General features: G+C 47.6%; 10 protein-coding genes. 7 read left to right on the forward strand and 3 right to left on the reverse strand.

The features are described 5' to 3' along the window. The first annotated feature begins 280 nt into the window (after positions 1–280). Positions 281–2,746: a ligase-associated DNA damage response DEXH box helicase gene (locus EOO49_RS06700; protein ID WP_290843989.1), complete on the forward strand. Its 2,466-nt coding sequence runs from the start codon at positions 281–283 to the stop codon at positions 2,744–2,746. Next, positions 2,743–3,396 (forward strand): ligase-associated DNA damage response endonuclease PdeM, encoded by a 654-nt coding sequence (gene pdeM, locus EOO49_RS06705; RefSeq protein WP_290843990.1) that lies wholly within the window; start codon positions 2,743–2,745, stop codon positions 3,394–3,396. The genes EOO49_RS06700 and pdeM overlap by 4 nt, the downstream gene beginning before the upstream one ends. A 22-nt stretch (positions 3,397–3,418) precedes the next feature. Here pdeM and EOO49_RS06710 read toward each other — a convergent pair whose 3' ends face one another. The 3 genes from EOO49_RS06710 to EOO49_RS06720 form a co-directional block, all read right to left on the reverse strand. After that, positions 3,419–4,384 (reverse strand): zinc-dependent alcohol dehydrogenase family protein, encoded by a 966-nt coding sequence (locus EOO49_RS06710; protein WP_290843992.1) that lies wholly within the window; start codon positions 4,382–4,384, stop codon positions 3,419–3,421. A gap of 49 nt (positions 4,385–4,433) precedes the next feature. Beyond that, complete coding sequence (locus EOO49_RS06715) at positions 4,434–4,739, reverse strand: ArsR family transcriptional regulator (protein WP_290843993.1); 306 nt, start codon at positions 4,737–4,739, stop codon at positions 4,434–4,436. Between the two features lie 126 nt (positions 4,740–4,865). Then, positions 4,866–5,624, reverse strand: a complete 759-nt coding sequence (locus tag EOO49_RS06720; RefSeq protein WP_290843994.1) for an SDR family oxidoreductase — start codon at positions 5,622–5,624, stop codon at positions 4,866–4,868. Positions 5,625–5,941: 317 nt separating this feature from the next. Between EOO49_RS06720 and EOO49_RS06725 the strand changes: the two genes are divergently transcribed. From EOO49_RS06725 to EOO49_RS06745, 5 genes are all read left to right on the forward strand, one after another. Next, positions 5,942–6,721 (forward strand): HipA family kinase, encoded by a 780-nt coding sequence (locus EOO49_RS06725; RefSeq protein ID WP_290843996.1) that lies wholly within the window; start codon positions 5,942–5,944, stop codon positions 6,719–6,721. Next, positions 6,702–7,082, forward strand: coding sequence for a DUF3037 domain-containing protein (locus EOO49_RS06730; protein ID WP_290843997.1), 381 nt, complete (start codon positions 6,702–6,704; stop codon positions 7,080–7,082). Before EOO49_RS06725 ends, EOO49_RS06730 begins: the two co-directional genes overlap by 20 nt. A 68-nt stretch (positions 7,083–7,150) precedes the next feature. Beyond that, positions 7,151–8,725: a PAS domain S-box protein gene (locus EOO49_RS06735; protein ID WP_290843998.1), complete on the forward strand. Its 1,575-nt coding sequence runs from the start codon at positions 7,151–7,153 to the stop codon at positions 8,723–8,725. A gap of 52 nt (positions 8,726–8,777) precedes the next feature. After that, the gene (locus tag EOO49_RS06740; protein WP_290844000.1) at positions 8,778–9,230 is read left to right on the forward strand and encodes a response regulator; all 453 of its coding nucleotides are present in this window, start codon (positions 8,778–8,780) and stop codon (positions 9,228–9,230) included. A gap of 538 nt (positions 9,231–9,768) precedes the next feature. Continuing rightward, a complete protein-coding gene (locus EOO49_RS06745) occupies positions 9,769–14,889 on the forward strand; it encodes a translocation/assembly module TamB domain-containing protein (protein WP_290844001.1) in 5,121 nt (1,706 codons plus the stop codon). Positions 14,890–15,198 lie beyond the last annotated feature (309 nt).

A 15,198-nucleotide genomic window follows, 5' to 3' on the forward strand; every position in this document is an offset into this window, starting at 1 on the left:
GCGACGAAAAGTCAAAATTACCTAACAAGATCAACCGCGAATTCGCGAATTTATATTCGGGCACAAAGAAAATTCGCGAATTCGCGGCTTAAAAAATAACCAATGCGTATAACAACAATTTCGATTGGCTCAGACTTTAGCAGCGCGAACAGGCGCAGACAATTCACAAATAAAATCTGACCTGTGTTTTGACGAAGACTAAAAAGATTGACCGCGAATTCGCGAATTATCTCCTGGCCGAAAAAAAATCCGCGAAAATCCGCGTTCAAAAAAAACAAAAATGTCCAACAGAAAAGAGCTTTTCCAAATTGCCGAAAACTGGTTCGAATCCCAAGACTGGCAGCCGTTCCCATTCCAAAAAGAGACATGGACGGCCTTTCTGCAAGGAAAGCACGGCCTGCTGAACGCTCCGACGGGAAGTGGAAAAACCTACGCGCTATGGGTTCCGATCCTTCTCGATTACCTCAAAAAAAATCCCGATCCAAAAAAACATAAACCCGGTTTAAAAGCCGTCTGGATCACGCCTTTGCGCGCTTTGTCGGTCGAGATCAAGCAAGCGGCCGAACGATTGGTCGAAGGTTTGAGCGTTCCGTTCGAAGTCGCGATCCGTTCAGGTGATACATCAGCGGCCGAAAGGGCGAAACAGGCCAAAAAAATGCCGGATCTGCTCATCACGACACCAGAAAGCCTGCAACTTTTGCTCGCTTCCAAAGACTATCCGAATACGTTCAAAAACTGCTCGGCGATCGTAGTAGACGAATGGCACGAATTGCTCGGCACAAAACGCGGCGTCCAAATGGAATTGGGCTTGTCCCGACTCAAAACGGTCGCCCCGAACCTGCGCATTTGGGGCATTTCGGCCACGATCGGAAATCTCGAACAAGCACGCCAGGTGTTGCTTGGTCCAGATTCCGAGGCTTACGAAAACTCGGTATTGGTCAAGGCGGTGCTGCACAAGAAAATCAACGTGATTTCTATCATTCCGACCAAGATGGAAAGTTATCCGTGGCGCGGTCACATGGGTTTCCATTTGATCGACGACGTGGCAAGAATCGTCAAGGAAAGCCGCACGACGTTGATTTTCACGAATGTGAGATCGGCTTGCGAGCTTTGGTACCAAAGGCTGCTCGACAAATATCCGGAGTTTGCGGGCGAGATCGCGATGCACCACGGTAGTATCGATCGCGATGTCAGGATCTGGGTCGAGAACGCCATCCGGGAAGAAAAACTCAAAGCGGTAGTTTGCACCTCGAGTCTCGATCTGGGCGTCGATTTTGCGCCTGTGGAGACGATTATCCAAATTGGCGGCCCAAAAGGCGTCGCTCGTTTCATGCAACGCGCCGGCCGCTCGAATCACAGGCCTGGAAAAGAATCGCTGATCTACTTTCTGGCGACGCACGCCATCGAGTTGGTCGAAGCATCGGCACTCAAAAAAGCGGTCGAGAACAACGTAGTCGAAGATCGGATCCCGTATCTGAATTCCTGGGACGTCCTGATCCAATATCTGAATACGCTGGCGGTTTCTGACGGATTTTTCCCCGATGAGATTTTCGGCGAAGTCAAATCCACCTTCTGTTATCAGGCGATGAGCCGCGAAGATTTCCAATGGTGTCTCAATTTTATCGTGCACGGAAGCCAAAGCCTGCACGCCTACGACGAATACAAGAAAGTCGAGATCGAGGCTGACGGCAGGTACAAAATCAACAAAAGGACAACGGCGACGCAGCACAGAATGTCCATCGGAACGATCGTGAGCGACGCTGTGATGCAGGTGAAATTCTTCTCGGGCGGTTTTATCGGATCGATCGAGGAATGGTTCATTTCCAAACTCAAACCCGGAGACGTTTTTCAGTTCGCGGGTCGCCAACTCGAGTTGTATCGGATAAAAAACATGCAGGTTCTGGTAAAATCCACCACGAGAAAACCTTCCAAATTCGCTTCCTGGATGGGCGGACGATTGGCTTTGTCGGCCCAAATGTCAGAATTGCTGCGACAGGAATTGTATTCGGCCAACCACGGCAAAAAATCGCCGGAACTGCATGCGATGGAACCCGTTTTCAAACGGCAGCGCAAGGAATCGATCGTGCCCGAATCCGACCAATTTCTCATCGAGACTTTCAAGACGCGCGAAGGCTATCACGCGATCTTCTACCCGTTCGAAGGCAGATTCGTCCATGAAGCTTTGGCCTCGCTTCTCGCCTATCGCATCTCGCTTCTGGAACCGATCACGTTTTCGCTCGCTTACAACGACTACGGTTTCGAGCTTTTATCCGACAAGGAAATCGACATGCAATCGGTGATCGACAACGACCTTTTCACGACGCGTCTGGTGCATCAGGATTTACAGACGAGCTTGAATGCGACCGAAATGGCCAGGCGCAAATTCCGGGATATTTCGGTCATTGCCGGAATGGTTTTCAGCGGTTATCCGGGCAAGATCGTCAAGGCCAAACACTTGCAGAGTTCGACGCAACTTTTGTTCGAAGTCTTTCGGGATTACGAACCCGATAACTTACTTTTGCAACAGGCGTATCGGGAAACGTTCGAACACCAGTTGGAAGAAGGCCGACTGATTCAATCCCTGGAAAGAATCGAGTCGCAAACTATCGTCTGGAAACAGTGCGAAAGGCCGACACCATTCAGTTTCCCGATCATCACCGACCGATTGCGCGAAAAGCTTTCAAGCGAAACTTTGGCTGAGCGCATCGCCAAAATGACGGCCTCATACATGAAAGGGATAACATGATTCTGGAGATTGAAATTCACGGCAACCACTTTGTTTTGCACGCTTCGGGCGCGATTTTCTGGAAGGAAAAGAACATGCTTTTGATCTCCGATGTGCATTTGGGGAAAGTCTCGCATTTTCGCAAACACGGCATTGCGTTGCCCAAAACGGCTTTTTCGGGAAATTTCGATCGATTGACCGCTGTCGCCGATTATTTCGAAGCGGAAATCATTTGTTTTCTGGGCGATCTCTTCCACTCCAAACTCAATAAGGAATGGGATGTTTTTGCCGATTGGATCAACGACAGGCCTGAAAATTTCCTGCTGATCATCGGAAACCACGACATTTTGAAACCCGAAAAATATGCTTCGGTCGGAATGGCGATCGCATCGGAACTCAAAGTCGGAAACTTCCTTTTCACGCACGAACCCGAGGAACGCGACGGCTACTTCACGTTTTGCGGACACATTCATCCGGGAGTCAACCTGCGCGGTTCCGGACGCCAATCACTCAACCTGCCGTGTTTTTTCCAATCAAAAAACCAGCTGATTTTACCGGCGTTTGGCGAATTTACCGGAAAATGGACTTTGGATCCGACCGAGAATGATGTGGTTTATGCGATTGCCGCAAATGAGGTCATCAAAGTCGCTTTGGTCGCGCGCAATTCTTGATTTTGTTGCTCCGGACGAATAGTTATTTAGTGTCGATTCCGATCTTGCCATAAAAATCCTTATTCCCGGCTTTCGTCTCCAATAAACTGTGCGCCTTGCCTATTTCGGACAATGGGAAAACTTTGTTCAAGATCGGCTTGAGCTTCCCGTTTTCCACCAATTTCGTCAATTCGTCGAGTTTGTTTCGGTTCTGTCGCGTGAATACAAAATGATAGGTGGCATTTTTTCCCCAGGCTTCGATGAGATTCTGTGGTTTTTCAATATCGACCAAGGTGACGACTTGTCCCATTTGGCTTAGGATTTTCCCGCTTTGGGAAAGCGTATCTCCTCCTATGGTATCTATTATCACATCGACTCCCCCGTTGTTTCTCAATTTCAGGACGGCGTCGATGTAATTTTCATTTTCGTAGTCGATCACGTAGTCGGCGCCAAGTTCCGTAAGAAATTGGTGGTGGACTTTTCGTGCCGTCGTGAAAACGGTCGCTCCCATGGCTTTCGCGATTTGGATAGTAGGAATCCCTACGCCTCCGGCACCGCCGTGAATCAAAATGGATTGGTTGATCTTGAGTTGCGCTCTCGTTACCAGCATTTCCCAAGCCGTTCCCGCCGCCAAAGGAAGTGTCGCCGCCTCCAGATGGCTGATGTTTTTTGGTTTTAGTCCGATGATCGACTCGTGGGCACAATGATATTGCGCATAACTTCCTTGCCCGTTAAAAATTTCCGGCGTGTAGTAGACTTCGTCCCCGACCTTGAAATTTTCGACGCCCGCTCCGACTTCCACGATCTCACCGGAAATATCGTGACCCGTGACGACAGGAAGTTGTAGTTCATTTTTGTAATCGCCGCGGCGCACCTGGATGTCCAAGGGGTTTACGGAGGTTGCAAATACTCTGACCAAAACTTCCCTAAAACCGGGCTTTGGAATTGGTAGCTCCACTATTTCGAAAGTATCGACTGAACCGAATTCTTTAATTATTGCTGCTTTCATCTTGTATTTAGTTAATTAGGAAAATACCTAAATTATGAATAAAAAAATTTTACAATACTTCTTTTATATGTGTCGCCAATTCCTGGAGTAGTTGTTCGTTTCTCTTATAATAGGTCCATTGCCCTTTTCTTGTGGCAATCAACACATTGGCGACCGACATTGTTTTTAGATAGTCGGAAACGGTTGGCACCGACATTCCCGCTTTTTTGGCGATGTCCGATACGCATACACCCAATTCCGGCGTTTCCTCGCTGAGTTCTTCGGCTGGAAAATGCGCAAATGGCTCTTTCAACCATTTTAGGATGTTCAGACGCGTTTCATTTGACAGGGATTTGATGACTTCCAATAATTCCATGGCACAAATTTAGGTAATTACCTAAATACCTACAAGCAATTAATAAAATTTTAAGCTTCTGCAAATACCTACAAAAAATCGGAGCTGAAAAATCCAACTCCGATCATCACTTTATAACTCCAAAAGTTATTTCGCGATTCCAGTAAACTTCGCGAACCAATCCTCGAAGGACACCTTTCCGGCTTGAAAATCACCATTCGGACCAAGAGAATTCTCGGTAACCGTCGCTCCGGAATATTTGGCGTCATCGCTGGAAGTAACCTCCGCGGTATGTCCCGTGCGTTTCGCAAACTCCGAAATCCATTCGTGCATTGGCCATTTTTGCGGACCTGCGATCTCGATCGTCGCATTTATCGGCTTGGAAACCGCGCGCTCCGAAATGAATCGCGCTACGTCGGCACTCGCGATTGGTTGGATATTCGTTTTTGGCAACACGATTTTTCCGTCAGACGTCGTACTCATATAGACGATTCCGGAAGCGAACTCGAAAAATTGTGTCGCCTCGACGATCGTAAACGGAATTCCAGAAGCCTTCACCAAATCTTCCTGAACCAATTTGGCACGCATATAACCGCTGCCCTGAAGTCCTTTCGTGCCGACGACCGACAGAATGATATAGTGTTTCACTCCGGCTTTTTTTGCCGAAGCGATTATGTTGCCGGTCGAAGTCGAGAAAAAGTCCATGACGGGTTTGTCCTCGAACGATGGCGAATTGGATACGTCGATCACGACATCGGCATTTTGCAACGCTGCGTCCAATCCTTCGCCTGTCAAGGTGTTGACGCCCGTACTTGGCGAGGCCGCGATCACTTGGTTTTCCTTTTCGAGATTTGCTTTCACTTGGCTTCCGATAAGTCCGGTGGCGCCGATAATAACTGTTTTCATGATAAGATTTTTTGGTTGATCAATTTGTTGATACAAAGCTATTTGAGCTATAGCCCAAAAAACTTGAACTACTTCAAGAAAGCGCAGGAACGTTTTGTGGAATTCTGTTTTGAGGATTTTTTGCTTGGTATGATTTATTGCGACGATACTTTGGAATTCTGCAGTGGCGAAAAAGGTTTTTGAAATTACAGACCTGTCACCTCTTAAGACCTGACAGGTCTAAAACCTGTAGACAAATCACCGCATCAAAACAAAAAACTTCCCGATTTACACGATCAACGGCTCCAAACTAAATCTCCAATCCTTATTTTTGTCTTATGAGTCTAAGAACGATTACGGTTACCCGATATATCCTGCCGTTGCGGGAAGGCGGATCACTTCCGGCCTTGGCAGAAGGCGACGACGATTTCAAGTACGTGCTCAAATTTCGGGGCGCGGGCCATGGCGTTAAAATGCTGATCGGCGAATTGATAGGAGGCGAAGTGGCGCGTGTGCTGGGTTTGCGGACGCCAGAACTGGTTTTCGCCTTTCTCGACGAAGCGTTCGGGCAAACCGAACCTGACGAGGAAATCCAGGACTTGCTCAAGTTTTCCCAAGGATTGAATCTGGCGATGCATTATCTGTCAGGTGCGATCACTTTCGATCCTGTCGTGACCGATGTCGACCCGAAATCGGCTTCCCAAATCGTTTGGCTCGACGCATTCCTGACCAATGTCGACCGCACTTTCCGAAACACGAACATGTTGATCTGGCACAAGGAATTGTGGTTGATAGATCACGGCGCATCGCTGTATTTTCACCATTCGTTCGACGATCCCGAAGGCCATGCGAAAAGTCCTTTTACGATGATAAAGGATCACGTGCTGCTCAAGGATGCGTCCGAATTGGAAACTGTCGACAAGGAATTCAAGGCGATTTTGACCGATGAAGTTTTGTCGAACATCGTGAATTTGCTGCCTGACGATTGGTTGCATTGGGAAGAATCAGATTTGCTGCCGGACGAGATCCGCTCGGTTTACCTGAAATTCCTTAAAATCCGAAGAGACAATTCCGAAGTATTCATCAAAAAAGCCAACGATGCAAGAGCAGCTCTATGAATTTGCCGTGATTCGCGTCGTTCCCAAAGTCGAGCGTGAGGAATTCGTCAACGCCGGAATCATCCTGTATTGCAAACGCCGGAAATTCCTCAAGGCAGTTTGCCGTTTGAGCGAATCGAAACTGCGTGCTTTTTGTTCGGAAACCGATGCAGAGCAAGTCCTGGCGAACCTTTCGTCTTTGGAAAAGATCGCTTGCGCGGATAAAAATTCGGGTCCGATAGGCCAGATGGAAATCGCCGAAAGGTTCCGATGGCTTACGGCCGTGAGAAGTACAGTGATCCAGACTTCGCGTCCGCATCCCGGTTTTACGCAAGATCCGGAAGCGACCCTGCAACGTCTTTTGTCCGACCTTGTTTTATAATTTTTTTAAGACGTTAAACAGTTTCTATACTTATATTTGTCGGTGAACCTCGATTCACTGAACTTCACATGTCTGATTCCGAAAGACAAAAAAATCCCGCAACAGACGTCCGTTTCCGCGAAATGGCCAATTTGGTCCCGGCCATGATTTGGGCGTCCGGACAAGACAAAGGCTGTACTTTTTTCAACAAAGGCTGGCTCGAATTCAGCGGAAAATCCATTGAGGAAGAACTTGGCCAAGGTTGGACAAAAGGTATTCATCCCGAAGATTCAGACCGTTGCCTCGACATTTACAACAGCAATTTCGATGTACGTAAGCCTTTCGAAATGGAATACAGGCTTTTGCGCCACGACGGTCTCTACCGATGGATTCTCGACAAAGGCAATCCCGTGTTCGATGAATCCGGCCATTTTCAAGGTTATATAGGAAGTTGCACGGACGTTCACGAAGCCAAGACCAATAACGCCATTCTCGAAGAAAGGATCGCGGCCGGAACATCTGAAATTTCGTCCCAAAACCAAAGAATCGTCGAACAGACCGAATTCTACGACACGATTTTCAATGCGACGATCGATGTTTTGGTCGTCTACGGAACAAATCGCGAATTCCTTTTCGTGAATCAGGCCGCCAAGAAAAATTATAGCTTCGGGGACGAAGTCATCGGGAAAGGTGTTTTGGAGATTTTTCCGTCGGCACAAAATTCCGATGGGTTGAAGGATCTCGACCGAGCGCTCGAGGGCGAAACCATCCACAACCTCGAATACAAATCGGCGGTGACCGATATCTATTACGAGAATTTCCTGATCCCATTGAAAAAAAACGATCAGGTTTATGCGGTTTTGGTCGTTGGACGCGACATTTCCGCAAGGGTGAAAATCGAATCCGAACTCAAAAATCTGAACCAAAAACTCACAAACCAGAACATCGATCTGCAAACGAGCAACGAAGATCTGGAGTCTTTCAACTATATCGCATCGCACGATTTACAGGAACCTTTGCGAAAAGTGGCGATGTTCGCCGGGCGCATTCTCGACCGCGATGCCAAAAACCTGTCCGAACATTCCAAGGATTATTTTGACCGATTGGTTTCGGCCACGACGCGGATGCAAAACCTGATCCAGGCACTTTTGGAATATTCTCGCATGAATTCCGAAGAAATCAAATTCACGAAAACCAACCTGAACAAGCTCGTCAAGGAAGTCAAATCGAGTCTCGAGGAAGTGATTTCAGAGAAAAACGCAACGATCACCAACGAGGAATTGCCTTCGATTCAGGTCGTTTCGGTACAATTCCAGCAGCTTTTGCACAACCTTATTTCCAATGCGCTCAAGTATTCGAAGAAAGACGTCGCTCCTATCGTGACTATTTCTGCTGAAAAAGTCGACGTTCCGGAACGAAACAATCAGGAATTCTGGAAAATCTCGGTTAGCGATAACGGCATTGGCTTCGACATGGAATACAAGAACAAGATTTTTGAACTTTTCCAGCGTCTGCACGGAAAGATGGAATATGAAGGCACGGGAATCGGACTCGCGATTTGTCGAAAGATTGCCACGATCCATCACGGTTTCATCACAGCCGAGAGCGAAACGGGAATCGGTTCGACGTTCAACGTTTATATTCCTGTTAAAATTAAGTTTTAATTAAGTTACAACCGACCCATAAATTATTACTTTTACCGCTTAAAGGCCTTTTATGATCCACGACAAAAACATCGTAGAAATTTTGCTGGTAGACGATGACCAGGACGACAGAAGTATTTTCAGTGATGCGCTAAGCGAGCTCAAGATCGAGACGAACCTCAATTTGCTCGAAGACGGACGCGAACTGGTAAATTATCTGGAAGACCGCAACAATAAAAGGCCGGATATTCTGTTCCTCGATTTGAACATGCCTTATAAATCAGGTGTGGAATGTTTGAAAGACATCCGCCAGATCGAGAAATTCCGCGATTTGTCAGTAGCGATCTACTCAACTTCGAATTCCGAAAAGGATATGGAAGATACGTTCATCAATGGAGCGAACATCTACATCCGCAAACCGAACGATTTCACGCAACTCAAGAAAGTCCTCACCGAGGTTTTGTCGATCAACTGGCAGTTCCACACATCGGCTTTGAACAAGGAGACTTTCCTTTTGAACATCTGATAAAACTTTTCCGTTTTTATAGCAACCTCTCGTTTTCGGGAGGTTTTTTTTTGTTGGCTAGTTAACCGCGGACGTATAAATTTTCTTGTAACCGTATTTTTTGTTCACCGCGAATTCGCGAATTTTACCTTTACAATGCTGAAAAATTTCGCGCATTTTACGCCGTCGTGTTACTTTCAGTCGTGGTTTTCATTTCAGTTCACCCGAGCACATTTTATAGCGACTTTTTCGCGTGTGACTATTTGGCCACGAATGCACGAATCTAATTTAGCAGCGAAAACAAAATGAATTTCCTAGCTCGGGCTCATCTTCCGACATCTTCATCAAATCAAAATTCGCGAATTCGCGGCGAAATCCCAGACAAAATTTGATGTTATACGAATAGTGGCCAAATGCGAATCGTGTAATATTCCTTTCCATTTTTACAAGCCGAATTCATATTTAAAACAGACTTTTGTAAGTGATTTCATCGTAAAGTTTTCCAAGCAAACATTGAAATCGCCCAAGCTTGTTTTACCTTTAAGCAAACACACACGAGTTGAATAAATATGTACGCAAAACCCTGAAAATCTCCGCCTGGACGGTCGGTTCGATCGTTGGGTTATTTTTGCTTTTGGTTTTGCTGATCCAGGTTCCGGCGGTTCAGAACTACATAAAGGACAAAGCCGTAAATTACCTCCAGGACAAGATCAAAACGCCCGTCAGGATTGACAGGATCGAGATCGGACTTCCCAAAAAAGTCATCGTCGAAGGCATTTATCTGCAGGATCAAAAAGGCGATACCTTGCTTCACGGCGAAAAAATTTCGGTCGACATCAGCCTGTTCAAGTTGTTGTCGAGCGAGGTCGAGATCAACTCGGTAGATTTGAGAGGCATCAACGCCAATGTCTCGCGTTCCAAGGATTCCATTTTCAATTTCGACTATATCATCAAGGCTTTCGATTCGGGAAAACCGTCCGATCCCAATTCCAAACCCATGAAAATTTCGGTCAGGAACGTAAATCTGGATCGCGTCAAAGTACGGTTCGCCGATGCGATTTCCAAAAACGATCTCGAAGTTTCACTTTTCCATTTTGACACCAAAATCAAGAAATTCGACTTGGACAAACTCGATTTCGAGGTTCCGAAAGTGGTCTTGGACGGACTTCGACTAAAGCTGAAACAAGGCGAATTGATACGCGAGATCGGACAAAAAACAGCCGAAGTCGCCGATTCGCTTGCTCAGAAGCAAAACTTCCGGATCAAACTTGGCGAAGTCGACCTTACCAGAATCGCCATCGGATACGACAATGCCGGAACGAACCTGAACTCGGGTCTGACGCTCCAAAAACTCAGGATGAAGTTCGACAAGACCGACATCCAAGGCCAGACGCTCGAAATTTCGGCTATGGAAATGAACGGGCTCAAAGGCGGATTTACGCTCGGGAAAGTCAAGGTCGCCAAGGTCAATCGCGAAATCGAACTCAAGTCGGAGGCGGCCACGACAGGCTGGAACGTGAAGCTGAAACAAGCCGATTTGTCTGACATCGACTTTAGGTTCGACGACGAAAACGCGCCCAAAGTTACCAAAGGAATCGACTACAAACATCTCGACCTGACCGGATTCAATCTCAAGGCGACTAATCTGAGTTACAATCCGGAAGTCATTTCGGGCAATGTCCAAACGCTCAGAATGCGCGACAAAAGCGGTGTTGCGATCGAGGAACTCAAAACCGACTTCTATTACGGTCCAAAACAGGCTTACGCCAAAAATCTGTATCTGAAAACGCCAAAAACCGAGGTTCGCGACAAACTCATCGCGGGTTATCCGTCTTTGGAATCGCTCAAAACCAATCCGGGCGAACTGACTTTGGACGCCGATCTCAAAAACTCCAAAATCGCTTTTGAAGACATTTTGCTTTTCGTCCCGACTCTGGAAGACACGAATCCGTTCAAGGACAATCCAAAAGCCGTGGTTTTCATCAACGGGAAAATCAACGGAAAACTCAAGGATTTACAGATTCCGAATTTGGAAGTTAGCGGAATCGGAAGCACAAAAATCGCGGCCAGCGGACGGATTGTCGGTTTGCCCGATGCCAAGACGGCGCGTTTCGACCTGAACATCAAACAAGTCCAGACAACCGCGAAAGACATTTACGGCTTTGTTCCGAAAGGCACGATTCCGGCAAACATCCAATTGCCGTCAAAGATCAATCTTGCCGGGACTTTCAAAGGTTCGGCCGAAAACCTCGTGGCCAATCTCGATGTAAAAACTTCGTTCGGAAATGCCAAAGTCAAAGGCTTTTTCGACGGTCGCATCAAAAATCGCGAGAAATACGACGCCGATGTGACTTTTGACAATTTCGATGTCGGAAAGCTCATCAAGAACGATTCGATCGGGAAAATCAGCCTCAAAGCGAAAGTCATCGGAACCGGATTCGATCCCAAAACCGCCATCGCAAAACTCAACGGCAAACTTCAAAAAGCCGAATTCAACGGTTACACCTATCGCAATCTCAACCTCAAAGGCGACATCAAAAATGGCCAGTTCAACGCCATTGCTGATATGAGCGATCCGAATTTGACGTTCGATCTGGTTTCGAGCGGGAATTTCAAGGACAAATATCCGTCGAACGTAAAACTCAAACTCAACGTCGACATGGCCGATCTCGAGAAACTCAATCTTCACGCCGGCCCGATGAAACTCAAAGGAAAAGTCGTAGCCGATGTGGCCGATGCCAATCCCGACATGCTTAACGGAAAAGTCTCGGCTTACCATTTCGTGATCGCGACCGAGAAAGACCAGTTTCAGCTCGATTCCATCCACGCGACGGCCGAATCCACTGCCGATTCCACGAAACTTGCGGTAAATTCCCAATTTGTGAAAGCCGAAATGAACGGGAAATTCAAGTTGACCAAGGTTGGGACAGCTTTGAACCAATCGGTGGCAAAATATTACAACACCAAACCGAATGCCGAGGCGCGCAAGGAAGACGTGGGCGACCAATCGTTTGAATTCCGGGCCGACGTCCACAACGATCCGGTTTTGCAGAAGTTGGTTCCCGAGCTCAAACGCCTCGAACCGATCCACATCGAAGGCGGATACGCATCGGCCAACGACAGTATTTCGGTAAAAGGCACGATTCCGCGTTTGACTTACGGCGAAAACACGATTTCCGGAGGCGCAATCGACATCAAGACCCAAAACGATTCGATCGTCTACAACATCAATATCGACAATATCGAGAACAAGACCTTCCAGCTTCCCGACACCAATTTGAGCGGAAGCCTCAAAGACAATACGATCGCCTACAACCTTGTGGTGCGCGATCTCGAAGGAAAAGAACACTACAAGATTGCGGGCGACCTGAAATCGATTGACCAGATCAACGAAATCCATCTGAATCCTGACGGATTGACTTTGAATTACGATCCTTGGAATCTGAGTCCGGAAAACAAGATCAAACTTGCCAACGGCGGCGTGAATGCGCAGAATTTCGAGCTTTCCAAAGACGGAAGCAGCATCAAACTGCAATCGGCGAGCCAGGACATGAACGCTCCGGTCGACGTTACTTTCACCGATTTCAAGATCGAGACGATCACCAAGATGATTTCCAAGGAAACGAAAGACGGTTTTTCGCTCGGCGGAAATCTCAACGGCAAAGCCAATCTCAAGGACTTGCAGACGAATCCGGTTTTCACTTCAGATCTGACTATCGAAAACCTCAAGATCAGCAAGGACACGGTTGGAAACGTGAACATCAAGGTCGACAACACACTCGCCAACACCTATCGCGCCGACGTGACGATTTCGGGCAACGAAAACGACGTGAAACTCGACGGGAATTACAACAGCGCCGCCAAGACTTTCGATCTGAACCTGAATTTGAACAAACTGCAGATGCAAAGCGTGCAGGCTTTTTCTTTCGGACAGATTGCCAAATCGAGCGGCTTTTTGTCGGGCAAACTCAAGATCACGGGAACGGCTGACAATCCAGACGTAAACGGCGATCTGGTCTTCAACGACACCAAATTTACCGTTACCGAATTGGGTTCGGCGCTGGCAGTGAATGACGAGAAAATCTCGTTTACCGACGAAGGCATCGTCTTCAACAGATTCTCGTTTACCGACGAGGAAAAGAACACGCTCAACCTGAACGGGAAAATCCTGACCTCGAATTATCGCGATTTCGGATTCGACATGACGATTCGCGCCGACGATTTCCGTGCGGTGAATTCCACCGAAAAGGACAACGACCTGTTTTACGGGAAACTGTATTTCGACACCAACCTAAAAGTCGCCGGAGATTTGAACCAGCCGGTGGTGACAGGTTCACTCAAGATCAACGAAAAAACCGATTTTACCGTCGTCCTGCCGCAACCTGATCCGGGAATCGCCGACCGCGAAGGCATCGTGGAATTCATCGACGTCGACAATCCCGAATTGACCGAAAAACTCATGACGGAAGCCGATTCGTTAAAAACATCGCGCTTTAAGGGAATGGACGTCGACGTGAATATCGAAGTCAACAAAGAAGCCAAATTGTCGCTTGTGATCGACAAAGGAAACGGCGACTATCTCGAGCTCAAAGGCGAAGCGCGACTCAACGGTGGCATCGATCCGTCGGGGAAAACGACGCTTACCGGACGTTACGAATTGTCCGAAGGTGCGTATGAGATGTCGTTCAATCTGATCAGACGCAGATTTGAGATCGCCGACGGAAGTTATCTGCTTTGGACGGGCGATCCGACATCTGCAGACATCAACATCACCGCGATTTACACGGCGAACACCGCTCCTATCGATTTGGTCGGAAACCAATTGGGCGGAGAAACATCGGCTTCTATGCGAAATACATACAAACAACGACTTCCGTTTCAGGCCAAACTGATGATGAAGGGACAATTTCTGAAACCCGAAATCTCATTTGACATTGACCTTCCGGACAAGAACTACGGCGTTTCATCGGACATTGTCGACGCGGCCCGAACCAAATTGGCCGAGTTGCGGCAAGATCCGGCCGAGTTGAACAAACAGGTTTTTGCTTTGCTGCTTTTGAACAGATTCATCGGGGAAAATCCTTTCTCCAGCCAAGCCGGCGGACTTTCGGGTGAAACTTTCGCCAGACAATCGGTCAGCAAGATTCTGTCGCAGCAATTGAACAATCTCGCCGCCGAACTGATTGGTGGAATCGAGGTGAATTTCGATCTGGAATCAACCGACGATTACACGACAGGCGCTAGAGAAAACCGAACTGACCTGAACGTCGCGGTTTCCAAAACGCTTTTGAACGACAGGCTCAAGGTCACCGTCGGAAGCAACTTCGGACTCGAAGGCCCGCAACAGGTAAACGAGGAAGCCAACAACATCGCCGGAGATTTGTCGGCCGAATACCAACTCACGAGAGACGGGCGCTACGCCGTTCGGGCTTACCGCAAAAACGAGTACCAAATGGCGTTGCAAGGCCAGGTCATCGAAACCGGAGTTGCCTTCACGATCACGATGGATTACAACAAATTCCGTGAACTTTTCCACAAAAGCGCCGAAGAAAAACGCATGCTGAGAGACGAAAAACGCAAGAAACAGGAATTGAAGGAAGCTGAAAGACGCAAAAAAGCCGCGAACGATGCCAAGCTTCAGGAAATCCAAAACACCGAGCCGGATGAGGATAAGGATTAGTCTGTTCAGGAGAAGTTGCAGTTGCAGTGGCAGTGGCAGTTGCAGTGGCAGTGGCGGACGCAGTTGCAGTGGCAGTGGCAGTTGCAGTGGCAGTGGCGGACGCAGTTGCAGTTGCAGTTGCAGTGGAGGAAGCAGTTGCAGTTGCAGTAACAGTTGTAGCGACGGTTTAGCTTTCGCGGAACAATATTCGCATAGATCCGGAAGCGAGGCGGAAAATTCGTCCGATAACCGTAACGAGCATAAATTCGCAAATTCGCGGTTAAAAGAATCCGGCAAAAGAAATCCGTCAGATAGCCTCACGAACAGAAT

Source organism: Flavobacterium sp., assembly GCF_004295795.1.
Lineage (GTDB): Bacteria > Bacteroidota > Bacteroidia > Flavobacteriales > Flavobacteriaceae > Flavobacterium.

Coding starts and splice junctions, on each gene's coding strand:
- EOO49_RS06700 (WP_290843989.1), top strand. CDS start 281: ATGTCCAACAGAAAAGAGCTTTTCCAAATTGCCGAAAACTGGTTCGAA.
- pdeM (WP_290843990.1), top strand. CDS start 2,743: ATGATTCTGGAGATTGAAATTCACGGCAACCACTTTGTTTTGCACGCT.
- EOO49_RS06710 (WP_290843992.1), bottom strand. CDS start 4,384: ATGAAAGCAGCAATAATTAAAGAATTCGGTTCAGTCGATACTTTCGAA.
- EOO49_RS06715 (WP_290843993.1), bottom strand. CDS start 4,739: ATGGAATTATTGGAAGTCATCAAATCCCTGTCAAATGAAACGCGTCTG.
- EOO49_RS06720 (WP_290843994.1), bottom strand. CDS start 5,624: ATGAAAACAGTTATTATCGGCGCCACCGGACTTATCGGAAGCCAAGTG.
- EOO49_RS06725 (WP_290843996.1), top strand. CDS start 5,942: ATGAGTCTAAGAACGATTACGGTTACCCGATATATCCTGCCGTTGCGG.
- EOO49_RS06730 (WP_290843997.1), top strand. CDS start 6,702: ATGCAAGAGCAGCTCTATGAATTTGCCGTGATTCGCGTCGTTCCCAAA.
- EOO49_RS06735 (WP_290843998.1), top strand. CDS start 7,151: ATGTCTGATTCCGAAAGACAAAAAAATCCCGCAACAGACGTCCGTTTC.
- EOO49_RS06740 (WP_290844000.1), top strand. CDS start 8,778: ATGATCCACGACAAAAACATCGTAGAAATTTTGCTGGTAGACGATGAC.